Source organism: Vibrio profundi (genome assembly GCF_043642225.1).
GTDB lineage: Bacteria > Pseudomonadota > Gammaproteobacteria > Enterobacterales > Vibrionaceae > Vibrio > Vibrio profundi_A.
The window spans coordinates 259,178-284,891 of sequence record NZ_JBHZSF010000004.1 but is presented as its reverse complement, the minus strand read 5'-3'; the positions used below and the strand labels follow the sequence as shown (position 1 = coordinate 284,891).

Here is a 25,714-nt window from a genome sequence, read left to right as displayed (position 1 = left end):
TTTTAATTCACACAGAAATTCCAAACACAGTACGCTGAGTTATATCACAAATTCAAAAATCAGAGAGAATAATAAGAAAATAAGCGCATAAGTTATTTTTAGATACTAAGTAACTGCTAAATATAACGCCCATCTATACGTGACATTTGCCGCATAACAATATGAATAGCGATGATTTGCCACATAATTCCGCCCAGAGCTGCTAACTTATTTTTAGGCAATTATTTATAAAATATCGCCCTAATTAACACGTGGAATAAGACAACAAAATATTTAACTGAAAGGTAGATTTATGTTTAGGATGAACAAGATAGCAGCCTCTTTGGCGTGTATTGTTTTAAGCGGCAACTTATTCGCTGCTGAGCCTTATGATTCAACTCAATCCTACTCTGGCGGAACTCAAGTAACCGTTGATGGGAACACCTATGAGGCCAAATGGTGGGTCAACGCAGGGCAAAGCCCAACAGATAGCTATGCGAATGAATGGGACTCACCATGGAAACTAGTCAGTGGAACGACACCTACTCCAGATCCAGACCCTACTCCTGATCCAACGCCAGACCCGGATCCGACTCCAACACCTGACCCAGACCCTACGCCGGATCCAGATCCAACTCCGACACCCGATCCAGACCCAACGCCAACACCAGATCCAACTCCGGGCACTGGTGCATGTGCTGAATTTAATGTGTATCCAAATTGGACACAAGGTGACCATGCAACCGGCGGCGACGTTATGGTCAATGACAATGTGGCTTACAAAGCAAACTGGTGGACATCATCAATTCCGGGAAGCGATAGTAGCTGGGGACATCACCTAGATTGTGGCGGTTCATCTTCTGGTGGCGGTTCGACAGCACTCTCTCTACCAAACCCTCTCGACCCAGTGCGCCTAGAAGTGAGCGGTTGGCCAAGTAATTTTGTTGTAGCAGGCCCTGCAACTTTAGATGCGCCATCTACCGTGACAGTTAATGTGCTGAATAGCCAAGATCTTGCAGACGTTACCAAACTTACCGATGCTTTTGTTGCTTTGATTCAATCAGCTGATGCTGCGGGCTCTACGTCTATCATTCTCAACAGTGATGTATTAGATGTCGCTACCGCCGATAAAGGTGCTGCTTTAGGCACAGTCTCGGTTAAACAAGCGCTAACAGCTGCAGTCGCTTCAACAGGCACACATAGCCAGATTGATGCTAACACCATTAACAGCCTCACTGATGATGTTAAAGGCTGGGCACAAGCACACAACCTTGTTATTTCAGCTTTGGCTCCTCAGGCAACCTTTGGTTGGACATTAAGCATTGGTGACTTCGCTTACAACACTCATTCAGGGAAACGAGCAGTATGGAACGCAGCTTCGGGAGCTTCTTCAGATTTACTGTCGACTTTTGAGCTGTACAAGGCTGATTCTGCCAATAAAGCGGATTTTATCGCGTTCACTAAGTCCGCGACCACTACAGCACTCACTGAAGAACAGTGGCACTATGCGTTAGAGTACGTTAAACAAGTTTCTGACCATATTAAGACGCCGGCTCTACTTTCTTCGGTTCCTACTTCTCAAGCCGCTAGTTATTTCTTGGGTAACACTTCAGGTGACCGTCATATCCGTAAAGCTGCGCACAGCAACATCTTCGCTATTTTGTTCGATACGGATAGTGCCGATCTAACTACGAAAATTGCGCGTTACCAAGCTGAAACTGTACCTTTGTATTATGTTGGTGAAAGTATCCAAAATGGTCCGCTAACTAAGCTCCCATCATTAAATGCTGAGTTAGCGAGCGCTGAAAGCGCAATGAACAATCAAGCCTTCCTCTATGAAGTAGCTCAATCGCAGTGGGCACCATCTACTGTATACAAATGGGCAGACTTCCTAGCCGGCTTGAACTCTATGCACAATGTTGGTGTAGCGGGTAATACGTTCTGGCTTCTTGATGAGACAGCAGACGATGCGACAAACACGCTTTACGCTAAAGTCGCTATCGCCGCTTTCTTGTCTCAAAGTATGCAAGAAACCATTCGATACAATGCGTGTGATGAGAACAACTGGTCTGAAGTTAGATACGGTGCACCAGTTAACTACCCAATGACAGCAAGTTGTGGTCAGTTAGGTCAGAAATACGCAGATTACGGTATGGATCCTAACACTGGTGTAGATCATCCATACTCTTGTCCTCGTGACCCGAAAATGGAAGTGAGCGCATTAACTAACGCAAAATGGTATGGCGCACCAGCTCCTATTTTTGCAGCACCAGACTCTGTACTAGCAGAGAAAGGCCTACTGGTTAACGGTAATGTTGGTCGCTGGACAAATGATGGTCACTGTATGGAAGTACCAACAAGTATTGATGCTACTAAGCAAGTCTGGGAACGTGGTGAATGTAAAATCTACGAAGGCCAGAAAGCGGGTAAATTCATCTGGGATGGTAGCGATACCACCGGTACTGTAGAAGGCTGTGGTTGGTGGGGCCGTGGTGTTATTCAAACCACAGGTCGTCAAAACTTCGGTACGTTAAACCACTTTATGGGCCGTTCTCACGTCGATCCAGAAACTATCGGAACCACTGTGAATGGAACGGTTGTAGAAGCGCCACCAGCAAACCCTCTATATGCTGACCTAGATTTCTGTTCAAACCCAGGGCTAATTTGTAGCTCGGAAGAGAATAGAGAGATCAAGTGGATTGCGGGTCTATTCTACTGGGTATCATCAGTACAGACATACAACGATGAAGGTGGTCCATACGCATATTGGAACTACCATGCTGAGTTGAAGAAGTATGTGGATGGTGGCCTACAGGGAACTGAGTTTATCGATGCGGTTTCAGGTATCGTGAACCGTGGTTGTCCAGATAGCCATTGTCCAATTAGTGGTGAAGTACACGCAGTGAAAGAGCGTCGTGCTAACTTCGATCTTGTGTTAAAAACACTAGGTGTTAACAAACCATAGCAGCTAACAGAGGGAACTCTCTCCTTAGCTAAAAAGGCTCCCTATTTGGGAGCCTTTTGTTATCTACAAGTGAGCTCTGAGGCTCTAATAAAAAAGGGCTTAGATAACTCTAAGCCCTTATAAACTTTCAGTGAAAGAACAATTAAATGTAGAACGCTTCTACTGTTCCTTTCAGAGTAATTAGCATTGGCTGACCGCGACGATCCAGTGCTTTAGGAGAAGGGATTTTTACCCAACCTTCGCTGATGCAGTACTCTTCAACGTCAAAACGCTCTTTACCGTTTAAGCGAATACCGATTTGGTGTTCGAAACACTCAGCCACGTGGTGTGGGCTACGTGGGTTGCCTGCTAGGCGATCTGGTAATGCTGGTTGAGATTTAGCGTCTGTCATAATATTCATCTGAATTTAATAAAAAGTGCGTCATTGTAGTGAATATCGGACCTACGCTCAAGAACTGAAAACACACATTTTATGAGGGTTACAATTACACCCGTTTTAAAGATTCACATGATTACTCTAATGGTCACTACGCTTTTTTCACAAACTTAGCGGTCACCATCATTTCACCTGCGCCATCTATTTTGCAATCGAGTTGATGGTCTTTACCTTCGACGATCCGGCGCACCACGGCTTTGGTGCCGATCTTGAGAATCAGCGAACTTCCTTTCACTTTTAAGTCTTTCGCTAATGTCACCTTATCCCCTTCCGCCAATAATGTTCCATTCGCATCTTTAATGTTCAACGCTTCATCTTCCGCGAGTTCTTGCGGATTCCATTCATGTGCGCATTCTGGGCAAATTAAATGGTTTTGATCGGCATAAACGTATTCAGATTGGCAGGCAGGACAAGGAGGGTAAGACATAGATACACACTTAGTTAGTTGGAATATAACGCTATGGTAATCGGTTAAATAGTTAGATGCGAGGAGATTTTTAGACAGCGCGGTTTACCTTAATACACTCACTCAATGACCAACCAATAATCAAGCTAATTGAGCCCTAAACTGGCTTGGTGTCTTATTCAACCAACGCTTAAATGCTCGTCTAAAATTAGCGGGCTCTTTGTACCCTAACTTTTCCCCAATGTCTTCAATACTCATCGTCGTAGCAATTAGAAACTCTTTGGCGAGTTCTGTACGCACTTCATCTAACAATACTTGATAACTGGTCTCATGCTCCGCCAGTTCTCTCCTTAAAGTACGTGACGAGCACCCATAGTCTCTGGCGACTTGTTCAATGCTAGGGAAATTCCCTACCGTTTGATAAAACATTGTCTTTATTTGATTGGTCAGTACGTACTTAGAATCAAGAGTTTCAATAATCGACTCACAAGAAGACAAATAACGCTTCAATGTGGAGGCATCATGAGTGGGCAAAGGCTGATCTAATACCGCGACATCAAAACGAAGCTCGCAACTAGCCTGAGAAAAATCCACCGGACATCGAAATCGCCCACGATACTCATCGCCATAATTCGGTTTTTGATAAGGTAATAAAAGCCGTGTTGCTACCAACGGATCCCCTGTCAATTCTTGATATAGCGTGGCAATAGAGCTGAAAAAATACTCACAACAAAAAGGAAGCAAGTCGCCTATATCTAGCGTATTCTCAATCACAATCGCGGCTTCATGCTCATCTGACACCACCTTTACAGAGAAAATTGGCCCATTCAGTTGCAAATACTTAAAGCCCGATTTTATCGCTTCTAGTACGTTTAAGCTGGTCGACAATGCATATCCAAGTACTCCGAAATGACTTAGCGTCGCATGCTGACCTAGCATTAGGCCTAATGCATCATTGGGATAAAGTCGTTTGACGTATTTAAACAAAACAAACTTATCTGCGTAGGACCACTGGTCATATTTCCCAGTGTGTTTGCTTGAACTTGAACCTAACCCTACTTCTGCTAGCAGCCGATTGATATCTACCCCTCTTTGCTCAATGGCTTCCAGTAACAAAACGGCATCCATCGCCCCAAGTTGGTGCTTATGCTCGGTTGGCAAATACTGTGCGAGAACTTCCAAGAGTATCTCCCTCAAAGTAGACAAAAAGGTGAATGAGATGCGGATTATGTCCGAATATGACCTCCCATTTTGCCTTATCTAGGCACAAAATAGTTCTAATTGTTAAGTTAATGTGAAATTCACACCTATGATAATGACGATACCTGCTCCCACACATTTAATTGATGAAAAAGGTCATCCCGCCATAGGGCATTTTGACGGCATCCCTAAAACAATCAATAGTGCCCAGTTCGATTATCGAAACAGCATGGATAAAAGGGTGCTTCCTTGGCAAAAACATTTCCACTACAAACAATTTCAGTTCGTCAGTATCGTTACGGAAGATTTTATTGTTGGCGCAGCAATTGCGGACATTCGCTACCTAGGTTCTGCTTTTTGTTATCTCTACGATCGAAACAGTAACGTGTTAGAAGAGAACTCTTGGCTGCGGCCTTTAAGTCTCGATATGGCGACGACTAACTCTCCCTATAATGGCGCAACTGAAATTGCCCGCCGCCAAGTTATGTTCTCGATTGCAAACGGACAATGGAAGCTTCACTTAAATACGAAAAACGTCAAAGCAAATATCCAACTGAATCCTAAACCCACTAGCCAGCCAATGGCGATGTGCAGCCCAACGGGCTACTCAGGTTGGACATATACACAAAAGCATAATGCCCTGGCACTCAGTGGAAACTTAGTCGTTCACGATAATGACGTCGACCTTGCTTCTGCCACGGGCGGTTACGACTTTTCTTGCGGTTATATGAGGCGAGAAACCAGCTGGCGATGGGCGAGTATTAACACCTATATTAATGGCGTCCCTTTCGGGCTTAATCTGGCGGCGGGGGTAAACGAAACCGGTGGGTGCGAAAATGCCCTTTGGGTTGATGGCGTTCGATTTCTACTTGGACCAGTCCACTTCAATTTTAGCCGCACCGATACCGAACAAGCGTGGCAAATACATTCAACAGACGGACGAGTCCGGCTGACGTTTTCTCCACTCAATAAACGCTCTGAAAAGCTGAACTTGTGGCTTCTAAAAAGTAACTTCAGGCAGTTCATTGGTTATTTCAATGGCTCGATTAAAGACCACCAAGGCATCATCCACCAGCTAGAAAATGTCATCGGCCTTACTGAAGATCACTTCGCACGTTGGTAATAAGGGAATAATCATGAACATCGATTCAATCATCAACCATCCTGAATACCTGTTATTGGTACTCGCGCCATTGTTTGTTGTTTGCATGTTTGCCGAGTACTTCATCGGCCAAAAACAGGGGCGTTTACCAAGCAATTCTAGCTATCGACTCCCCGAAGTGTTGTGTAATTTTTCTTTAGCTGGGATGCATCAAGCCACTGACTTAGTTACCGGCTTACTTGTTCTCAAACTCTACTTTTGGTTATTCGATTGGAAGATGCTTGATATCGAAATGGGGGCTCTCGCATTTCTTGTGCTTATCGTGCTGCAGGATTTCTTTTATTACTGGTTTCATAGAGCGAGTCACCGCATTCGCTGGATGTGGGCCGCCCACGTCACTCACCACAGCTCTGAAAGTATGAATTTCAGCACCGCATTTCGCCAAAGCTTGATGTATCCAATTGCCGGTATGTGGATGTTTTGGGTGCCGTTAGTCATTATTGGTTTTGAACCTAAATGGGTGGTATTCGTCGTGTTATTGAACCTTGGCCTACAGTTCTTTGTCCATACACAATGGGTACGTCATTTAGGCCCTCTTGAGTATATCTTTAACACCCCTTCTCACCATCGCGTTCATCATGGAGTAAACCCACAATACATCGATAAGAACTACGCTGGCGTACTCATTATTTGGGACAAAATGTTTGGAACCTATGAACCTGAGAGAGAAACTGTGCGCTACGGGGTAACGAAACCCGTCAACAGTTTTAACCCGATAACGGTAACGTTCCAAGAATGGAAAACAATATGGCAAGACATACAGAGTAAAGATCTTACATTTAGCGGAAAAATGAAACGGTTACTTTCACCACCATCCGACTAGGTTTCGTATTAGGCATAGGTTTTTTTGAATAAAATTGATGCAAAACCAAGTCCCCCCTTATTGAGCTTGTTTTTGCTCTAGGTAGCCTTCGATGATTTTCTGATAACGCCCGTCTTCTTTCATCGATTTGAGGATTTCATCAATGTCGCTGATAAGTTGGCTGTGCGTCCGGCGTTTTGTAAAAGCGATATAACTGGGCGTTGATTCTATCGGAGGGTCGACAAAATGGAGGTTAGCCAGTACCTGAAGATCGGCAGCAATGCTTTTAGCACCATATTCATTGCTTACCCAATAATCCGCGCGACCAGACAATAACATTCTTACGCACTGCTCTTGGTTAGAGACTCGAAAAACTTGGCGAAATTTATCCTGTTTAATCATGCTGTCTAGCCAGTTGCCGTAACTCACATTACTGACAACACACACGCTCCAGCGTTCTATTTCATTTTGATTCCAATGAAGTAAAGAGGAACTTAGCCGAATCATCCGAATGTTTTGGTCAAACAACACTTCATTACTGTAATCAGCAAACGTCTCTCTTTCTGGCGTTTTAAAAGCCGTGAAGATCCCATCAGCTTGACCATTTTCGATATAACTAATGGCTCTCCCCCACGGCAAGACTTCGATTTCAATTGGAGTCGACAGTTGAGCAAAAACACTGCGCACTACCCGAACGGCCAAGCCATCTATTTCACCGGTACGGGTTTCGATATAGGGCGGGTATTCAAGAGTCACTAACTTCAATGCAGCAACGGTTGGAGCCGTAAACAGCAGTAACACGCAATAGAACAGTACCTTCACCGTCATACCACTCCTTATATCCAATATCGATGATTAAGTAGCCTAAGTTTAGATGAAATCCCAAGAGCTTACGAAAACATGCCGCTACAAAACCCACACAATTCGTCTAAACCTTTATTGATATCAACATATCTTCAGTTCGGCTCTCATAGAATACGCTCACACCCAGCATTTAGTAGCAGCACATGAGTAAATCCGAACTTCAACGCACCATTGAGTCTTTTACCTCTATCGAACAAGCTCTCGATTACTTCGAAATAGGTTTTGATAGTCGTTTTATCGATGAATATCGTACGCAGCTAGTAAAACGCTTTAATGGCTATTTACTGCTTGAAAAGCCTGATGACTGGTTCTCGGGGCGACGCGCACTCAAAAATGCATACTGCAAAATTCAGCGTAGTCGACTGGATAAACACACGCGTTCCGCATGCAGAGGATGCACATCCTGTCAGCGTCGATAAGAAAATAGGAAAGCCGTTACTTTATAAGTAAGAATGATAAAAGGGGAAGCCACGCAGTGGCGCATCACACCACTGCATAAATCGTCCATTTACTCTAACAGCAGATAGTATTTACCATCTCGTCTTTGCTGAAAACCATTTTTAGCAAACAGACCTATCGAGCGATAATTTGGCGAATCAATATCAGCGAGCAATTTTTTAATACCCTGAGATTTAGCGTATTCAAGTAGCAATGGTAATGCTTCCGACATATAGCCTTGTCGCCAAAACTGGGAGTTCACTAGGCAACCTATTTCACATTCCCGGCCACACAGACTAAAAGTATGCAGCCCACAAGTGCCAACGACTTTGTTTTCGATCTTACATTCAATCGCCCACTCCAAAGCGTCACCCGACGCCTCCATTTCGGATACGCTTTCTAGCATCTCATGAACCGTGTCTATCGATTCAAATACTTCATCCGACGCAAATTCCATTGTCGCTTCATTCCCATAGATTTCAAATAGATCTTGGGCATCCGCAGTGCGCAAACACTTAAGCTCGACTTTCATTCCTTGTAAGCTAGGTTTCATCATTTCACTATCCTTTGAATGACTAATATTGCATAGTAATTGAGTTTCTAAACCCTACGCAATATTAAAAACCTGTTCATTGCCGCAGTTTTCTCTCCGTGGTCACCTTGCATCAATGAACTGTGACTTGGTCCCTCAATCGCGTGAATTTCAACGCTAAACACATTGGTTAAACTTATTAATCAATCTCTTAATACGTTTCCTTTCAGTGTAAACTGGCGTAATCTTATGAAATAGCAGTAGTTGAAAGGTTGGAAGATGTTTCCAAACGAAAGAATAAAAAAATACTACCAGCAATGTTCAGAAATACTGAACTTTGCGGGCGTATCTTGGTGGATTATCGATTTAGAAGATAACCCCGATGCTTTCTACTGTAATGACACCATGTGTCGCACATTCCATCTCGATCCGAACAAAACCCAGCATTCCGTTAGCAAAACCTGCCCAATCGCTGGTGATTACAACAAATTCATTGCAATTAATAACAACAAAAAAGCTCAAAAAGTGTTTGATGACTATCGAGATCTACGCCTCAACACTCTCAATGAATACTGTAACAGCTTCCCGTACTACGACGAGCACCAAGACAAAGTCCTCTTTTTCTCTAGCCGAGCAAAGGCGCTAATCCGAGACAAAGAAGGAAGAGCGACTCTGTTGTTTGGTATCATCGAACCAGAAACCGCCAATGAACTGCTTTATTTAAAAGCTTCTACAGACAGCCTAACGGGGCTAAAGAATCGCCGGGAATTCGATAGCCAACTCATGTTCTTAATGAACTTGGCCAAGCGAGAAAAACGTTTTGTTTCACTCATTCTCTGTGACATCGACCACTTTAAGGCCTACAACGATCTCTTCGGTCATTATGCTGGAGACGAATGTTTAATTACTATCGCCAACTCCATTGCAAGCAGCAGCAGCCGTTCTACAGACGTGGTTTGCCGCTATGGTGGCGAAGAGTTCGCAGTGATCAGTTATGGTGATGCCGAAGAAGTCGCCGTTTTGGCTGAAAAGATCAGAACCGATATTGAGCAGTTGCGCATTCCGAGCTCTCATGACAACGACGGAGGCATAGTCACCATTAGTACAGGCTACGTCTCTTTGATCCCATCAGAAAGCACCACAACAAAGTATTTAATTGAAAAAGCAGACTGCGGGCTCTACTTAGCCAAAGAACGGGGTAGAAACCAAAGCGCAGAATGCAAAGGCTAATACTGGCAATCACAAGTTCTTCGTTTTCCCGTATATCGCTTCTTCTTTTTTATCCCGACGTGCCCTTTACTATTCAGCCTTTCTCTACCCCTTTTTAACGCCCATCGACCATGAAATTGTTTATTTTATAAATTACAACCAAGTTGTGCAGAATTTCCATATTCTCACGTCTTAAAATAAATAATCACATTGTTGCATAATTGATTCTGCTACTTTTCCACTAAGCGCTACCTAAAAAAGCGCTAACACTCAAAACATAAAAGAACGACCGATCGCTCGTTCTAAAAACAACTGAGGAGAGTGACATGTGGGAGTCCCCAACGTCAGCAATTCAATGGCTTAAAAGTAACGGCTTTACGCGAACGGCAGCCTCTGTGGAGTTTGCAAACTGCCAATTCCCAAGGTTCCAAACCAGTGACCTTTCATCTGATGCTCATGAAGGACGAGTGAGGTACGTTGCCCTGATACTTCAAGTACTGTCAGTCATGCGCCCAGAGATCATCACTCGTGCACCACTTCCTGACTTAGAGCAAGTACCGATATACAACTGCGGTGACATTATTTATCTGAGCAACAATGTCATATTGCCTAAAGTGAAGTTACGTAACCGAGCGTATCTACTCGCCCAAATTAGAAATACCGAAACGGCACTGACAACACCGTATAATGAGAGTGTCGCTGAGTACTTTGCCTACCACAGACGCAGAACTGGTGAGATCCTTGCCAACCAAAGGCATTCCAATCCGGTTGCAACCTTCAAGCAGTTGTTTGAACAAAACCAGCGTGAAATGGCCATGCACCCAAGAACCGATCTCACGCTAACCATGTCAAAGATTCGAGGACAAAACCTCAACCAAGATCCTGTCGTTTTCATGGGGCTAAAAGCGGTGCCAGAAAACGTGGTGAACTCTATTCTCATTAATGGTTTAGTGCCATTAAGATACCTTTATGACAGTGGCGTGATGGGCAAAGCAAGCAGCTCCCTTAATATGCCTAATGACAGGCAAGCGAACTATTTGAGAAGGCGCTTCGTACTAGATTTGCCACAAGTACCACAAAACCATTTGAACGTTTACAAACTTCTGCAAATGGCCAACGCTCATAAATCAGGCCCAGGTGTGACCACGTCCGGTTTCCATTCAACCAGCGGCAAACCTGACTACGCCGTTGAATATTCAAGGGGATCAGCGAGTAGTAGTAAAACGAAAGAGTCATACAACATGGGGCTGGCCATTAGAGTCACTGAGCAATCTTATCCACTCATCATCCAAGATGGGATTGAGCTATGGAATAAGTTCAATAGTGAAAAGATTGTCATGGCGTTTAGTAAAGACGATAAGAAATGGAAGCATGACTATGAATCCGAAATATTACTTGGCGGCGCGACTCCCGCGAGCGATTTCCTTTATATCGGACTCGCTAAGGTGAAAGCGAAACCGTTAGGGAACTCACTGCTCGGTGATATCAGTGGCTTTAAGAAAAAATCAAAAAAACGCAGAAAGAAAACCAAAGAACCGGCTTTAACTGACGTGTAATGACAACGTCACTGTAAAATTCGCCGAAACCCGTGCGTTGCTGAACAAAAGCGTCGCACGGCTTTTTTAGGTTCAACTCTTTTTTCTAATAGCAAAGAGCTAGCCTAAAGCACTCGCTGGAAGTCTATTACGTTAAACGTCAAATCACTCAGCCAAAAATCACTATTAAGGTCCGCACCTTGAACATACTTCTTTCCGCCCATTTCCAATGTCACGATATACTTACCAGCCAGTAGCCCTTCCACCATATAGAAGCCATCACTTTCTACTTCACTCGAATACTCAGTGTCTTTTTCGATATGATTAAAATGAAGAAAGGCATGCTTTTCCAAGTTTCCCTCTACTCGCCCATCTACACCAAACGACGCGACCATTTCAATTTGCACATGTGTAAGACCAACTTGCTTTGTATTCACCAAAATAGGATTTTGGGTAGGAGTTAAATTCAAATCGAGCGCACCTTCATCAACGTAAATCGACAACTTTTCTCTGGCAGGTACACTCGCAAACGCAAACTCTCCCCTTTCATCACTTTCGGTGCGCTGGTCGAGCACTTGTAAACTCGCCCCTTTGATCGGTCTCCCTTGTTGGTCCAACACTCTTCCGGTTAACTTGGAGTGATTGTATTTGTTCCATTCAATAAACTCGCCGATGTTTTCGTCAAAGTACGTTCTAGCGCCAAACTCTGCTGTCATCTCCAAACCGTAACTTTCTTCTGTCCCTTCCATTTTCACAAGAAAGTATGGATTTACACGAGCTTCCATAGACGCGGTAAACTCCACTTGCTGTTTTTGATAACGCGCAGAAACATTCGTCGTAAGTTCTTGAAAGGTGTCCCATGGGTTGAGCAAACACTCTTTACATGCATTACGCATCGACACTTCTGTTCGTTCGTGATGCCCTTTTTCATCCACTGTCCCCGATATATTCCAAGACGTATCTGAAAATCCGCTTTTTGCTAACTCAAGTGTGTGAAGGTGCCGGTCATCATTAGCAGCTTTGGCATACCGATAGTCGGATGAGTATGAAAGGAACCAGTTACGCGAGATGCGAGAGTTTATCTTGGGTTCTATCGTCAACTCTTCATCTGAGTCTCGAACCGTCACGTAGGCGGTTAAGCTAGAATTGGAGTAACTGTATTTGAAAACATCGTATTCCGGAGAGTCAATATCCAGCTCGTCGGCTTTATTGAGCTCAACTGACGCAGACTGGTCACTACCCAGCAAGACATCAAACTCCATTGGATATCGAGATAAATCAGGAACCCAGCCAACATGCCCAGCAAACCAATGTGTCGGCAAATAACGCGCCTGCACTCCTACCAAATCACTGCCCTCATGACGCATAAACGCACTACCAACGGTAAAGTAATCGGCGATGCCATATTCTAGAGAGACAGCCCCTGCTCTATCACTCCCTTCGTTCCCAACAACATGCACGCCCCATTCATTGCTTGGCAAAAATGAATCCTCAAGCCCAGCTACTGTAATTTCTTCTTCTTTCCATATTCCTTTGGAGAGGTAGTAACGAAACTTAATGGTGTCACCGGGTGCAATGTTGCCTTCATCAATAACAAAGCGACCAAATTCATCTGAACGATAAGTGTTTTGATAAATGCCATTTACTAGCACGTCGATACTGATATTTGGTTGTGTGGTTCGCTCCAATTGAAGGTTGCCCGACTCCGGTTGTCGCTTTCGGTTGGTGTAATACAAACCGTGCTCTAAGGTCTGATTGATAGTAAACACACTGCCATCCAGAAGCACATGCCCAATTTCTAAGGTTCCATCTCCTTCATGAGCCTCTACAGCAATGTTGTAGTAAACAATGGGTTGTTCTTCTCGGGAATCAATAGACAGCCTAGAAAACGAAAGGTCGGTACTTAAGATGGAATCAGACAACAAGTAGGTCTCTCGCCCTGTCTCGCTATCGTGATAAACCGATCCGGCAAGCCGAGTCGCAAGGCCAATACTTTCTTGTGGGTCAATCGCGGGTAAATCTTTGAATTTTTTTAAGTCTTCCGCTTTTTTTCTGGAATCTTCTTTGATCTTTGAAATGACGGCTTCGAGTTCAGACAACGAACTGAACTCACGGCTAATATTCAGGCGGTAGTCATCAATATTCCAACGAAGCTTAACGGGAATACAGGCCTGCAGACTATACCAATGGACAAACGCTTCACCTTCGACAACCTCCACTTTTATCGCTTGGATATCGGAGTCATCTCGATAACAAACAGCCTGTTCTATGTCGACAATAAAAGGCGGTGATTCTTTCCCGACATCTTTAGGAAGGTATATTTCACAAAGGCTACCATCGCACTCCCCCACCATCTCTAACAGTGAAAATGCGATGTTAGGGATGGAAAAATACGGCTCTTCATCGCCATCCATCATAACGCGATAAAAGCTATCCCCAACCTTACCTAACCGCACCTCTATATGCGCGGGGTAAAGTTCAGAATCCTCCGCTTTAACGTGTGCAGGTAAAGCAAGTAGCGCGAATGACAGAAGTACCAGCCAGCAAACCGTATTGGCCATAAATGGTTATAAGGTGCACTCGAAAAGTGTTTGCTGTTTCTGGGTCAAGGTAATGTTTGCCCCCTTAGGAAAGGGTTTAACCAACTCTGCATTCCTAAGCAATACAATTTTCTCTACATGGTCATCCACTTTTAGCTGGGCATTGAACTGAAAATTGCCGTCATTACGAATGTGCAATGCTTCTTTTCCACAAGATACCTTTACATCTTGCTCTGCTTTCCCTTTTTGTACATACACTGGGATGTAGCTATTGATATGGAAGTTCAACTGAAAGGCAGAGCCGTTACTCGAATCGTCCGCTTGTGTTACTTCCGGTGCTTTCACTATTGGCGCAAACCATAAGTACGCACGATATTCACCGTCGGGCATGTCTTTTGGAAGCGCATTCATTCGTAATCTGACTGTCCGCCTTTGATTCGGCTTTAGCTCTCGAATAATAGGCGGAGAGACTTTTAGCCAATCTGCGATGTTTTCTGCTTCAGCGACATTATCGTCAGTTCGGCTGACTCCATTCGCTTTCACAGGTCGATAGATGGCCTTGATTTCCAAGCGAAGTGGTTGTTCTGATTTGTTCTCTACCACAATTTTTTCTGTGACTGATTTATCAGCATCAAGAACAAAACGTGTCGGAGCAATAAGGAGTTGAGCATAGGCCTGAGTGGATAAGAGTAAACCCAGAATGCATGAAATTAACAACTTCATTTATAATTAACCTCAAATGGGATGGTGCTGGTGTAAGTACCTGCAGGATGATTCGCACCAATTTTCACTTTGGCACCGATACACAGTATTTTGGTTCTTCCATTACTTTTAATTTTTGCCCGTCCACGCTTTGACAGGCCGCAACCAAAATGAAATTTACGAATTCGAATACGCTTAGATTTTCGAGAGTGATTCAGGTATTGCTTGGTTGGTAGGGAAACAACAATCTTTTTTCCTGGCTCTCCCTCGACATAAAAACGTACGACATGAACCTGATTGTTCGATGGGCTTGAGTCAGCATTTTGCCCTGAACCGGATATATAAACCCCTGGAAATCTCACTTCCATATTTTCGGGGATAATAGTTAGTGCATATAAAGGAAAAGATAATAAAAGTAATACAGCGCTAACTAGATACTTAATATGAGTTTTCATATAGATAGTGGCTGCCAATTCACAGCCACTAATATTAACTAAGTTTTATATTAATTACTGATAAGTAATGTCTACTGACACGTTCGCAGTATAAGTACCCGCTACTAGTGTTGCACTTGACGTACGAGCAGTGCCACCAATTTTAAGATCAGCGTTACCACCCGTTAATGTTAGAGCGTTAATGAAATCAAACTCAGCTGCAATAGTATTCGCGCCGTTTACTAGGTTGGTATTTGCAATAGCTACACTTACCGAATCACCGGCTTCGCCAGAAACAGTAAATGCCGCAGCTCCTGCATCATTTTGGGCGATCACGATGTCAGTTGTGTTATCTGTTGTGATGATACCAAAATCAAGGTCGCTTGTTTTAACCATTGAAATTGCTTGTTTTACTTCAAGTGTTGCATCAAAAGTCTGGCTCGCTGCGAAAGTGCTAGCAGAAGAAAGGGATAGAGCAGATACAGCTAAGACCTTAAGAACATTGTTCATGTTTGAATCCTTTATATCAAAAACGGCATTATTATTAGAGTGTCTCACCATGCAAATAAAAATATAACAAGTGAGTAACAATTATCCTATTTGCAAAATATATATATTGATACAAGTTTATTTACCAAAACGAATGTAGTGAGAATAAGATCACGCAAATCACCAGTAATAACAACAATATTAATAATGACATTGGAGATATCGATCGCACCTAATATAAAACATGTTTTCTATTATAATTAGCTTTCGTTAATACATTAAAGTCTAATTAACACCATAAAAATTTAATTAACCGTCAATTAAAACACTAAATTAATTAGACGTACTCGTTAATATTAATAGATTGAACATTTAAAAGACCTGAGAAAATGCAATGTCAGTCTCAAATGTTGGAAATTCTTATGATTTATTAATATTGTAATATAAATGAAATATTTCAGTGAAGTTCAACTTCCAGCACCTGCCATAACAAGAGCTACGTTCACCAAATTCTAAAGCTTGACGCTTTCGAACAGTTACCCTATTTAAAACCGTTTCCTACTATTTAATTCACCTCTGAATTCACTACTAATGTTTTAAACACGGCTTTCAATTACAATAGAAAACCGCACAAGTGCGGTTTTGATTACAATGATAATGTTCGCCAATATTTACCTGCAGCAACCTCTTGGATAGCTACATGCTGCCGCTTGCGACTTTGTAATACACCACACCAAACAGCGCCGCGAAGACCAACACCGTAATAATGACTTTTAACCAAACAAACTTCATTTCTTATCCTTATTGGGTGATTCTCCAATGTGGGAGAAACCTTGAAACCTGATACTCATAAGTGCCTATAAAGTACCGACACTGATGAATCGATAATGCTAGTCACCATTTGCTTCAATGTTCTTCATCATATTTAGTCCTGTAATTGAAAAGCCGACTTCCTGATAAAGCTTAAGTGCACGTTCATTGTGATACGCCACACGCAGTGTGATTTGCTCGATACCAACCTCAACTAACTGAGCTTCCAGAAGTTTAATTGCTTGCTTGCCTATTCCCTGCCCTCGCATTGAATCAGCAACGAAAAAATCATAAATAAAGGTGGAGTTTTTATTGGTGTTTATTGAATGCCACAGGTAACCAATCACATTTGACTGCCCCTCTACCTGTTGTTCAATACACAACAATTCATGGTCATTTAATTCATAGCCGTTCGGGAAGCTATTTTGTAAATCTTGTCTTGCCAGCTCGATTGCGCGCTCTATTGAGTGCCCATAATTTTTTGAGATCTCCTGGCTATAATCCTCAATAAAGCAATCGCTGTACGCTGGAAATTCTTCTTCTCGCATTCGACGTAAATTGATCATCCATTTCCCTTAATAAAATACTGCTAGCCAAATTGTTACTTCGTCTTTCGAGGTAGACGCTACTTTATGTTTCTTATGAGCAGGGATCGTGACGTAGTCCCCCTGCTGTAACACGACGATTTCCCCATTTTCAAACTCTAAGGTGCCGGTGCCTTTTAGTACCATCACCCATTCATTTTCTTTTTGATCATACCAGCCCGATTCTGGTGAAGAGTGACCATAAGACAAGATTCGCTCAATTCTGATGGCATCTGTTTTGACAATGTCTTCAAACACCTCGTCAGGTAGGTGAGCCGGCAGTGACTGAAATAGGTTACCAACGCTGTTCATCTCGCTACTCCTTGTTACTTAGGCGCGAGCCCGAGTTCATCTAACCTCAGCAAAATCTCGGTCTTTCGAGTTCGAGCGATTTCTTGCCAATGAACGTCTTCCTTAGCGCCTATGATGGCGTAAATCGAATTCAGCCCTGTACCTTTGACGTTTGCTTTTAATCTTGCGTATATCTCATAAGTATCAACCGCAAAGAAATCCTCTACAGAATAGATCTCTATCTGTTCAAAAATCGCTTCGCTTTTTGGGCCAAAACCCTTCAAATCGCTAATTCGTTTTGCTTTCAACTTTCACCCTATCTACTTAATCAAAGACAAAATTTCTTTAAATACTGGTGCTCTTGAATCTTCCACTAGTTCGTATAAACACATTTCTAATCCAGTCACTGCCACTCCTTCAGCCTGTAGCTTAGACAAGGCAAGAGCCTTGTTTTCAGGCGTTCGAGAAGAACAACAATCACTTACGACTTCGACATTATGCCCTTCGATGGTCAGTGTTTTAGCCGTTTGATAAACACAAATATGAGTTTCAATGCCGCATATCAACCAAGAGTCGACGTTGGCTTCGCTCACCGCTTCATTAAATTTGCTTTCCGAGCAGCCACTGAAGGTAAATTTTGAGATAGGTTCGATGCCCGCATCGCTCAGAAGAGAATTGATCCCTTCCACGGTTGGCCCCAAACGCTCAGGGTTTTGTTCTAGCCATATAATCGGCAATTCTAGTGCCAATGCCCCTTTGACCAACTTAATCGTGTTTTCAATGATCACTTCACTCTCATGAACGAGACTTGCAAGCTTGCCTTGCACATCTACGATGATCAGCCCTGTATTATCTTTAGTTAACATTAAACGCTCCGTGTTTCTTGTACATATGGGAAAGGTACTCGCTAGTAAACAACGGTCAATTTCGGCCAAGTCACCAGCCAGCCTTTGGCTTCGACCCTTTCTTCAAACTCCAACCTTCGCCGATTAGGGTTATAAGAAAGGTGCAGTGCAAACAAAGATTCAAATCCAAAAGAAGAGATACATTGATAACGGTGCTCTGATAACTTCCTCACCCCGACAGCTGTTTCTTTCTCTGGCCAAAAGCTCATCGCGTCGACGACATCTTGATATGGCCGATCTCCGTTTCTAACGTGCATACGAGCTTGGTTTCTGACTTGCCATTGAATGTCCGGCATAGCGTCAGACAATTGCTGCTCTAATTGAATATCCCGTTCATCACTCGTGTCTTGTGGGTCAAAATAAATCACGTCGACATCATTTAGCGGAGTCCGCGAAGTTTTCTCGTGGAGATGATCCCAAACTAGGTTTCGTACGAACCCAGCCGCGCAATAGCATTGAGGAAGATCCAATAGTTTAATTTGTTCAAGCACTTGAACTCTCATTGGGTCTTGTTTGATTAGCTGTATTACTTTTTCCATTTACTACCCACATCAGAAATCGTTTTACATATCTCGATGGCGATAATTGTTACCTAATAATCAGCGCCAATATCAAAGTCCACTGACTAGCATAGTCCCATAAGTCTTAAACGAGGAATAATGATGAACTTCATACTCTGTGATTAAAGTAGAGGATTAGACAGAATTTAAAAACCGTGATGTGACCTAGCCCAAACCAATCGATTGATTCGCGATATAACTGTGGGTTACGACGAAAAAACCGCCGCTAAGTTCTCCTTAGCGGCGGTTTATTAATGAGCTTTTGCTCGCCAATACTAATTAGCTATCTTCACTCAATTTCTTGGCTTTCAATTGGTCTATCACGTATTTCGGCGCGACGTTACTTAACTCTTCCAAACAATCATCAGCATTAGTATGACTGTAGCGCACATAGATATCGCACACGGCATATAACGGCTCCGGGGCTCCGGATATTAAGTAAGCTTGCTCAAAAGATCCTGTCGATTTATCTATGTCGAATTGCTCCTGCAAAACACCATTAAGGTACCAGTAATAGCTATTGTTCTTAGCTAAATTGGCTGCCACGTCTATCTCACCGGCGGCAAGACGCTTTTCGTCTAGTCTCACTAAAGTCAGTGATTTGGAATAATGTAGTGCTCCCGAACAAGGTTCGAGGCCGCAGTGTGGCGCACCATTTCAACTTTATCTTTTAATAGTGGAGCCACCATTTTCCAACGGTGTTCTAATTGATAAGGCTCTGACCCTATGACCGCCGCTTCACGAATTTCAGGATTGGTGTCCTTAAGGCCTCTCGCCACCGCGACTAAGGCATTTTGACTTGGGTACGCAGCCAACTCCTGAAGTGCCCTCGCTCGGTTAACCACCGACTGATTTTGATCTTGTGCGATATAAGAAAGCTGGCTAATTCTACTCTGAACATCTGTAGTTTCTGCCTGTTCCTGAGTATTGTCAGTCGCTAATGGTTGAATATTTTCTGCAGACATTACTGGTGCCGTCGCCAGTAGTGCTATTGATAATGCGATGCTTCTTTTCATCATGTCTGCTCCTAAAATTTAGTTTCGAATACTGGAGTTTTTGCTTTTTTGCTCTCAATTCTGCGTCACTGTACTTACCATGTGCCACAGGGTGTCCCGTCGCTCTTAAAAATAGGCAAGTGATTGATCCGCATGAGCAAAGAATTTATTCCAACCAGCACATAAGTAATTCAACCCCGCCTCCCCAGAACGCGTTTTAATGAAACGATTTTTTGGGTACTCGCCATGACATGCAAATTTGTAATCGCATTGCTGGCACTGTGTTGTCAATGTACGAGATTTTGAAAAGCCAAAGTTTTGTTGGGGCTTGCTGTATGCAAGGTCATCAAGCTTTTGATGATGAATGTTGCCAATCTTGTATTCTGGATACACGTAATGGTCACAAGCGAACACATCTCCATTGGGCTCCATCGCCAAACCTTTCCCGCAGAGGTCACTTAAGGTACACAGTGGGTTTTTACGCCCCATCCATGTTTCGACACTCGCTTCAAAATATTGCACAAAGACTTTGCCAATATCATTTTGAATCCACTGGTAAACCAGCGAGAACTGCCTATATCGATACTCAAGAGGATTTTTTCGTTTACGCTGAATGCGTTGATTTCTCCGTCTGCTGCTGGGCTGTCTTTATCACCCAACCACGACTCTATTTCAATGTGATGGCCTTTGACTAATTGGTGCATGCTCATAGCAAAGCTTGAAGTGCTAAAGAGAACCGTCAGTAATACCGCTACAGTAAGTAGCAAACTTGCTAGTGGAGTTCGGCTCTTCAACAGAGTGAGTTTGTCGTTCATCGTATTAACTCATGACTACTTTGTTGCGATTGCTCTCTAAGCTGGAGCTGAAATTTGGTTTTGAGAAAATATTTCGGGGCCACCTCAACTCGTTTTAACCACTTGTTCGCAAGCTCGCCACTGCCCAATATTTCATTCGTCTTGAGCGTCTCTCTTATCATCAATTCCGCTACGTTTTGCTCCTCAGCACCATCTCCGGTTTGGGGCATGTCTTCCTCTAAAGTCACTCAATAACAAAGCCGCCGTTATTCTCATAACGGCGGCTTTTTCATTTTTTGGATAACTAGGTTTGAACTAACCCATGAAACTCACACGAACAATCAAACCATCGACCACTTCATAAGCAGCGATCACAGTGACGCTATTATCGATCTTATTTGGGTCAGTACTCGCAGATTCTGCCAGTTCGTGATCCACCAAATACTGGCCTTGCACGATTCGTTTCATCGCTGTCGCATGGAGGTACTTCAGCTCCTTAAATTTTTGCTCGTATCGCTCTTTTAAAGCTTGCTTACCTTTTATCTGAAGGCCAACAGAAAATAGGCTGATTTCAATATCATCATGGTAAGTAGCGATAAACGCGTCTATATCTCGCGCGTTGTATGCAGCGAGCTGAGCGTCAACGACCGCGATCGTTTGGAGTTCTTGTTCAGTGTATGTGTCACTCATGGTTTATTCCTTTAAATATCCTTTTAAAATAATAACCTATTCTCTGAACTTTGCTGCGTTGGGTATCGAACTCCAACGAGAAAATATACCCTGCTATGCCCCTAATAAAGGCAGATGCTTGAGCCTCTTGTACTGAAAAGCCATCAACAAGCTTTGCTCGAGTTCCGCCGTAGGGAGTGGTTGTTCGATGTCTAGAACGATGGCGCGATTACCTTGGAAGGTTAAGCGATCAGAGTGCAGTTCCCGAAAGGTTTCTATTAATTGAGTCTGGCAATGAAAATAGACATAAAAATGATTGGGTGTCTTCATCTTCCAATCGATTCTTACGCTACTGCCCGTTTCAACTAGATAGCTCGGTTCTCCCCATTTAAGTGTTTCCTCAACCGGGCCAAGCTCCTCTCGCTCAATAAGAGACAGAATGAAACGACGTAACTCTATCATTCTGACTTTCACAGAACCCGGGTAATCATCAAACTTTGCTTGTACATCCTTATTCACGCCTGACTCCTGTCCTTTTGTGTATGTATCTCTCACGCATAGTCGCTAGAAATCAAGCAAGTATAACTTACTCTTTTCGAGTACTACGCGATGAGATAAACGCTAGTAAACCTCGTTGAGACTCACTTTAGAATTTCCTTTTATCAGAACACTACTGACACGTAATTATCAAAAATAGTGACCGTTAACTAGCATAATAATCTTGCGAAATTAGGTTTGGTAGCAGTGAATATCTTCAATCCTTAACATTTAGAGTAAAAGAAAGCCATATTTTCCTCTGTTTCTCCCCCTTCTCCGCTTAATTTAATCGACTACCATTCCTTTAAATAGAGCATAATTTAACATTTTAGTTACACTTAATGTATCTGGTTATATCAAGATGCATCACTAAATAGAGTGATGTTACTAGTAATATTCAATATCGCTAGACGCATTCCCAGAACAATATTTCAAGCCGTGGTTCTGATTAGCTCGTTGAAGACAACTAATCTCGATATGACTTTTCACACTAATACGTGACTTGCTGAACTTTGCTCTCGACCAAGAGCACAGCATCAGAAGGAGCTTGAGATGAATGTTCAGGCATTACCCATGCATAGGTTTATCGACCATCATGGACGCTGTGTTAGCCCCCTACCAAGCTGGGCTGAACCCTCAATATTAAAGCGATTCTATCGCGACATGGTTTTAACCCGTACCTATGACAACAAAGCAGTAGCACTTCAACGGACGGGAAAACTCGGTACCTACCCGTCTCACCTTGGCTCTGAAGCCATTGGCATCGCGGTTGGCCGGGCTCTTAGAGCTGATGATGTTTTTATTCCCTACTATCGCGATATGCCAGCCATGTGGGCTCGTGGGATCCCAATGGAGAAAAACCTCCAATACTGGGGGGGCGATGAACGAGGCAGTGATTTTTGCCCATCCAATGATCCGAACTTTGACAGTACCGTACATACACGCTGCCGAGATTTACCTTTCTGTGTTCCGATCGCCACACAATGTACTCACGCAGTAGGTGTGGCTTCAGCTTTGAAAATAGAAGGCAACCATAAAGCCGCCTTGGTGGTATGTGGTGACGGAGCAACCTCTAAAGGCGACTTTTTAGAATCAATCAACTGTGCGGGCACCTGGAATATTCCATTAGTGTTTGTCGTCAATAATAACCAATGGGCCATCTCCGTCCCGCGTGCGCTGCAATGCGCGGCTGACTTCCTTTCAGAGAAAGCCAAAGGTGCAGGTATTCAGGGCGTGACCGTTGATGGTAACGACATCATCGCAATGTATGACTGCGTGCTCTCCTCTCTCGACAGTGCTCGAAAAGGGAAAGGCCCTACGCTCATCGAGGCCATCAGCTATCGATTAAGTGATCACACCACAGCGGATGACGCGAGCCGATACCGCAGTGAAGATGAGCTCAATCAAGCGTGGAAATTCGAACCTATTGCTCGCTTAAAAGCCTACCTTGAGTCCGAACAACAATGGTCAGAGCAAGAGGAACAAGAGCTACAGGAATACTGCCGAGTTGAAGTCGAAAAAGCAGTCGAACACTATCTGCAACTTCCACTTCAGGCACCTGAAACGGCATTCGACTACCTTTACGAGACTGCTCCACAAGAGATCAATCAGCAACGTGACGAGCTGATTCACCGTGCGATGCGTATGCAAGGAGGTAAACATGGCTGAACTCACTTTACTAGAAGCTGTTAACCTCGCCCTGCATCATGAAATGGAAGCAGATTCTAACGTAGTCGTGCTTGGCGAGGATGTTGGGGACAACGGTGGAGTATTCCGTGCAACGGTCGGGCTAAAAGATAAGTTTGGGCTTAAACGTGTGATTGATTCGCCCCTAGCGGAAGCGCTTATTGCCGGAGTCTCCGTTGGCATGGCTTCACAAGGGCTTCGCCCCGTCGCCGAGTTTCAATTCCAAGGTTTTGTCTTTCCAGCCATGGAACACTTGATGTGCCACGCTGCAAGAATGCGCAACCGTACTCGAGGTCGATTAACCTGCCCTGCTGTCTTTCGTGCTCCATTTGGCGGAGGGATCCATGCACCAGAGCACCATTCAGAAAGTGTTGAAGCGCTGTTTGCTCATATTCCAGGGTTCAAAGTGGTGATCCCATCTTCACCGCAGCGGGCTTATGGCTTACTGCTCGCCTCGATACGAAGCAACGACCCTGTAATGTTTTTCGAACCTAAACGTATCTATCGTACCGTGAAATCAAACGTCGAAGACAATGGTCAAGCCTTACCCCTTGATACTTGCTTCACCCTACGCAAAGGCAGAGACTTAACTCTTGTGACATGGGGAGCCTGCGTTATTGAGTCATTACAAGCTGCCGATACCTTATCGAAACAAGGTATCGAAGTGGAAGTCATCGACCTCGCTAGTATCAAGCCCATTGATATGAATACCATTTTACGTTCCCTTGAAAAAACAGGGCGTTTGCTAGTGGTTCATGAAGCCAGTAAAACCTGCGGAGTGGGTTCTGAGATACTTGCCAGAACGGCAGAGAGCGCCATGTGCTTACTGAAAGCCCCACCTAAACGAGTCACCGGGATGGACACCGTTATGCCGTATTACCGAAATGAAGATTACTTCATGATTCAAGAAGATGACATTGTGCTCGCAGCAAGAGAACTAGTGGAGGGGTGGAAATGAAGTCATTTATGCTACCTGACCTCGGAGAAGGTCTCGCGGAATCTGAAATCGTCCAGTGGCACATCAAACCCGGGGATGACGTCAAACTGGATCAAATCGTTGTCACGATAGAGACTGCCAAAGCCATTGTAGAAGTGCCTGCGCCATACAGTGGAACAATCATCAATCGATATGGCGAAGAAGGAGATGTCATCAACATCGGTAGCCTACTGCTCGAAATTGAAGAAGTTGGTGAAACTGTTGAAGCCTCTACTTCGGCTAAAGCGCAAAAAGAGGATGCAGCGACCGTTGTCGGGAATGTGTCTCATCAAAGTCACCACGTGGAAGTCGATAACTTTTGGATCGGCGGTGACTCTAGCCAATCTTCTGCCGATGATTTGATCACAGCCATGCCCTCTGCTCGCTTGCTCGCTCAAAAGCTAGGGGTGAACCTAGAAACCGTAAAAGGAACCGGGCCGAACGGATTGATCATTGATACGGACATATACGCTGAATGCGACAAGCAACTTCCAGGTACAGAGGTGCTAAAAGGCGCTAGGCGCACAATGGTCAACACCATGGCGGAATCGCATCATAACGTGGCTGCCGTGACCATTACCGAAGAGGCACTACTTTCAGACTGGCAATCTAAGGAAGATATTTCGATTCGTTTGGTCCTCGCCATTGTGAGCGCATGCCAAGAAGAGCCAGCGCTGAATGCGTGGTTCGATGCAGAAACCATGACTCGGTGCGTTCATAGTGCCGTCAACATTGGTATCGCGGTCGACAGTTCTCACGGGCTTTATGTTCCGGTTCTTCGCCATGCTGATGATTACAGCCCCAAAGGCATTCGCCAGTGGCTAGACACCACAGTACAAGGGATTCGTGAGCGTAAAATTGGCAGAGAACAATTGCAACACGGCACCATTACGTTATCAAACTTTGGTGCCATCGCAGGTATTTATGCCACGCCAGTCGTATCTCCACCTCAAGTCGCGATTGTGGGTGCAGGGCGCATCGTGACTAAGCTGATCATGAAAGACGGTCAACCAATGGAAGTCAAAGCCATGCCTTTATCCATGACTTTTGACCATAGAGCGTGTACCGGTGGTGAAGCGGCGCGCTTTGTGAGGGCGTTAGTTAAGCACTTGCAAAAACCAACGGCCTAATAATTCGGAAAGGTCTTAAGGAATCGATAATTCCCATAAAAAAAGCGGCGCAAAGCCGCTTTTTTATAACTATGAACCTGACTC

Annotated in this window: 26 protein-coding genes and 3 pseudogenes; 9 read left to right on the top strand and 20 right to left on the bottom strand. The window is 43.9% G+C overall.

The window, feature by feature from the left end:
* Window positions 1-292 precede the first annotated feature (292 nt).
* Window positions 293-2,944: a cellulose-binding domain-containing protein gene (locus ACHUFI_RS09650; protein ID WP_394248544.1), complete on the top strand. Its 2,652-nt coding sequence runs from the start codon at window positions 293-295 to the stop codon at window positions 2,942-2,944.
* Window positions 2,945-3,086: 142 nt separating this feature from the next.
* Here the strand turns inward: ACHUFI_RS09650 and ACHUFI_RS09645 are convergent, their stop codons facing one another.
* The 3 genes from ACHUFI_RS09645 to ACHUFI_RS09635 all read right to left on the bottom strand — a co-directional run bounded on the left by ACHUFI_RS09645 (window position 3,087) and on the right by ACHUFI_RS09635 (window position 4,968).
* Window positions 3,087-3,335 carry a DUF3297 family protein gene (locus tag ACHUFI_RS09645; RefSeq protein WP_394248542.1) on the bottom strand — a complete coding sequence of 83 codons (249 nt, stop codon included), beginning with the start codon at window positions 3,333-3,335 and terminating at the stop codon, window positions 3,087-3,089.
* Window positions 3,336-3,471: 136 nt separating this feature from the next.
* On the bottom strand, window positions 3,472-3,807 hold the full coding sequence (locus ACHUFI_RS09640) for a zinc ribbon domain-containing protein YjdM (protein ID WP_394248540.1): 336 nt from the start codon (window positions 3,805-3,807) through the stop codon (window positions 3,472-3,474).
* 120 nt (window positions 3,808-3,927) lie between these two features.
* Window positions 3,928-4,968, bottom strand: a complete 1,041-nt coding sequence (locus ACHUFI_RS09635; RefSeq protein WP_394248538.1) for an AraC family transcriptional regulator — start codon at window positions 4,966-4,968, stop codon at window positions 3,928-3,930.
* Between the two features lie 127 nt (window positions 4,969-5,095).
* Between ACHUFI_RS09635 and ACHUFI_RS09630 the strand changes: the two genes are divergently transcribed.
* A complete protein-coding gene (locus tag ACHUFI_RS09630; RefSeq protein WP_394248536.1) occupies window positions 5,096-6,109 on the top strand; it encodes a DUF2804 domain-containing protein in 1,014 nt (337 codons plus the stop codon).
* Window positions 6,110-6,122: 13 nt separating this feature from the next.
* Complete coding sequence (locus tag ACHUFI_RS09625) at window positions 6,123-6,971, top strand: sterol desaturase family protein (RefSeq protein WP_394248534.1); 849 nt, start codon at window positions 6,123-6,125, stop codon at window positions 6,969-6,971.
* Window positions 6,972-7,028: 57 nt separating this feature from the next.
* On the opposite strand, the gene ACHUFI_RS09620 is transcribed toward ACHUFI_RS09625, so the two are convergent.
* Entirely contained in the window at window positions 7,029-7,778 is a 750-nt protein-coding gene (locus tag ACHUFI_RS09620; RefSeq protein ID WP_394248532.1) for a substrate-binding periplasmic protein, read from the bottom strand.
* A gap of 179 nt (window positions 7,779-7,957) precedes the next feature.
* Here ACHUFI_RS09620 and nifW point away from each other — a divergent pair, with 179 nt between their 5' ends.
* Window positions 7,958-8,233, top strand: coding sequence for a nitrogenase-stabilizing/protective NifW family protein (gene nifW / locus ACHUFI_RS09615; protein WP_394248530.1), 276 nt, complete (start codon window positions 7,958-7,960; stop codon window positions 8,231-8,233).
* Window positions 8,234-8,322: 89 nt separating this feature from the next.
* Here nifW and ACHUFI_RS09610 read toward each other — a convergent pair whose 3' ends face one another.
* Window positions 8,323-8,808, bottom strand: a complete 486-nt coding sequence (locus tag ACHUFI_RS09610; protein WP_394248528.1) for a GNAT family N-acetyltransferase — start codon at window positions 8,806-8,808, stop codon at window positions 8,323-8,325.
* Window positions 8,809-9,063: 255 nt separating this feature from the next.
* Here ACHUFI_RS09610 and ACHUFI_RS09605 point away from each other — a divergent pair, with 255 nt between their 5' ends.
* Window positions 9,064-10,014, top strand: a complete 951-nt coding sequence (locus tag ACHUFI_RS09605; protein ID WP_394248526.1) for a GGDEF domain-containing protein — start codon at window positions 9,064-9,066, stop codon at window positions 10,012-10,014.
* Between the two features lie 305 nt (window positions 10,015-10,319).
* Window positions 10,320-11,549 (top strand): hypothetical protein, encoded by a 1,230-nt coding sequence (locus tag ACHUFI_RS09600; protein WP_394248524.1) that lies wholly within the window; start codon window positions 10,320-10,322, stop codon window positions 11,547-11,549.
* Between the two features lie 104 nt (window positions 11,550-11,653).
* Here the strand turns inward: ACHUFI_RS09600 and ACHUFI_RS09595 are convergent, their stop codons facing one another.
* From ACHUFI_RS09595 to ACHUFI_RS09525, 15 genes and pseudogenes are all read right to left on the bottom strand, one after another.
* Window positions 11,654-14,089, bottom strand: coding sequence for a carboxypeptidase-like regulatory domain-containing protein (locus tag ACHUFI_RS09595; protein WP_394248522.1), 2,436 nt, complete (start codon window positions 14,087-14,089; stop codon window positions 11,654-11,656).
* A gap of 6 nt (window positions 14,090-14,095) precedes the next feature.
* Entirely contained in the window at window positions 14,096-14,791 is a 696-nt protein-coding gene (locus tag ACHUFI_RS09590; protein WP_394248520.1) for a fimbrial biogenesis chaperone, read from the bottom strand.
* Entirely contained in the window at window positions 14,788-15,138 is a 351-nt protein-coding gene (locus ACHUFI_RS09585) for a DUF4402 domain-containing protein (protein WP_394248638.1), read from the bottom strand. The genes ACHUFI_RS09590 and ACHUFI_RS09585 overlap by 4 nt, the downstream gene beginning before the upstream one ends.
* 141 nt (window positions 15,139-15,279) lie before the next feature.
* Window positions 15,280-15,714: a hypothetical protein gene (locus ACHUFI_RS09580; protein WP_394248518.1), complete on the bottom strand. Its 435-nt coding sequence runs from the start codon at window positions 15,712-15,714 to the stop codon at window positions 15,280-15,282.
* 869 nt (window positions 15,715-16,583) lie between these two features.
* The gene (locus ACHUFI_RS09575) at window positions 16,584-17,069 is read right to left on the bottom strand and encodes a GNAT family N-acetyltransferase (RefSeq protein ID WP_394248516.1); all 486 of its coding nucleotides are present in this window, start codon (window positions 17,067-17,069) and stop codon (window positions 16,584-16,586) included.
* A gap of 9 nt (window positions 17,070-17,078) precedes the next feature.
* Window positions 17,079-17,399 (bottom strand): cupin domain-containing protein, encoded by a 321-nt coding sequence (locus ACHUFI_RS09570; RefSeq protein WP_394248514.1) that lies wholly within the window; start codon window positions 17,397-17,399, stop codon window positions 17,079-17,081.
* Window positions 17,400-17,413: 14 nt separating this feature from the next.
* Window positions 17,414-17,686 (bottom strand): TfoX/Sxy family DNA transformation protein, encoded by a 273-nt coding sequence (locus ACHUFI_RS09565; protein WP_394248512.1) that lies wholly within the window; start codon window positions 17,684-17,686, stop codon window positions 17,414-17,416.
* A gap of 12 nt (window positions 17,687-17,698) precedes the next feature.
* The gene (locus tag ACHUFI_RS09560) at window positions 17,699-18,244 is read right to left on the bottom strand and encodes an isochorismatase family protein (RefSeq protein ID WP_394248511.1); all 546 of its coding nucleotides are present in this window, start codon (window positions 18,242-18,244) and stop codon (window positions 17,699-17,701) included.
* Between the two features lie 41 nt (window positions 18,245-18,285).
* Window positions 18,286-18,822 (bottom strand): nucleotidyltransferase family protein, encoded by a 537-nt coding sequence (locus ACHUFI_RS09555; RefSeq protein WP_394248509.1) that lies wholly within the window; start codon window positions 18,820-18,822, stop codon window positions 18,286-18,288.
* A gap of 300 nt (window positions 18,823-19,122) precedes the next feature.
* A pseudogene (locus tag ACHUFI_RS09550) lies at window positions 19,123-19,862 on the bottom strand (HEAT repeat domain-containing protein).
* 8 nt (window positions 19,863-19,870) lie between these two features.
* Window positions 19,871-20,393: pseudogene (locus tag ACHUFI_RS09545) on the bottom strand (SPASM domain-containing protein); the annotation flags it as partial.
* Window positions 20,297-20,653: a hypothetical protein gene (locus tag ACHUFI_RS09540; protein WP_394248507.1), complete on the bottom strand. Its 357-nt coding sequence runs from the start codon at window positions 20,651-20,653 to the stop codon at window positions 20,297-20,299. The pseudogene ACHUFI_RS09545 and the gene ACHUFI_RS09540, both read right to left, overlap by 97 nt.
* Window positions 20,650-20,874: pseudogene (locus ACHUFI_RS09535) on the bottom strand (hypothetical protein); the annotation flags it as partial. The pseudogene ACHUFI_RS09535 and the gene ACHUFI_RS09540, both read right to left, overlap by 4 nt.
* A 73-nt stretch (window positions 20,875-20,947) precedes the next feature.
* On the bottom strand, window positions 20,948-21,322 hold the full coding sequence (locus ACHUFI_RS09530; protein WP_394248505.1) for a nuclear transport factor 2 family protein: 375 nt from the start codon (window positions 21,320-21,322) through the stop codon (window positions 20,948-20,950).
* A 93-nt stretch (window positions 21,323-21,415) separates the two neighbouring features.
* Window positions 21,416-21,820 carry a DUF1801 domain-containing protein gene (locus ACHUFI_RS09525; RefSeq protein ID WP_394248504.1) on the bottom strand — a complete coding sequence of 135 codons (405 nt, stop codon included), beginning with the start codon at window positions 21,818-21,820 and terminating at the stop codon, window positions 21,416-21,418.
* Between the two features lie 570 nt (window positions 21,821-22,390).
* Between ACHUFI_RS09525 and pdhA the strand changes: the two genes are divergently transcribed.
* The 3 genes from pdhA to ACHUFI_RS09510 are packed head-to-tail and all read left to right on the top strand — an operon-like array spanning window position 22,391 to window position 25,630.
* Window positions 22,391-23,506 carry a pyruvate dehydrogenase (acetyl-transferring) E1 component subunit alpha gene (pdhA, locus tag ACHUFI_RS09520; RefSeq protein ID WP_394248503.1) on the top strand — a complete coding sequence of 372 codons (1,116 nt, stop codon included), beginning with the start codon at window positions 22,391-22,393 and terminating at the stop codon, window positions 23,504-23,506.
* Window positions 23,499-24,482 carry an alpha-ketoacid dehydrogenase subunit beta gene (locus tag ACHUFI_RS09515; RefSeq protein ID WP_394248501.1) on the top strand — a complete coding sequence of 328 codons (984 nt, stop codon included), beginning with the start codon at window positions 23,499-23,501 and terminating at the stop codon, window positions 24,480-24,482. Before pdhA ends, ACHUFI_RS09515 begins: the two co-directional genes overlap by 8 nt.
* Complete coding sequence (locus ACHUFI_RS09510; RefSeq protein WP_394248499.1) at window positions 24,479-25,630, top strand: dihydrolipoamide acetyltransferase family protein; 1,152 nt, start codon at window positions 24,479-24,481, stop codon at window positions 25,628-25,630. The genes ACHUFI_RS09515 and ACHUFI_RS09510 overlap by 4 nt, the downstream gene beginning before the upstream one ends.
* Window positions 25,631-25,714 lie beyond the last annotated feature (84 nt).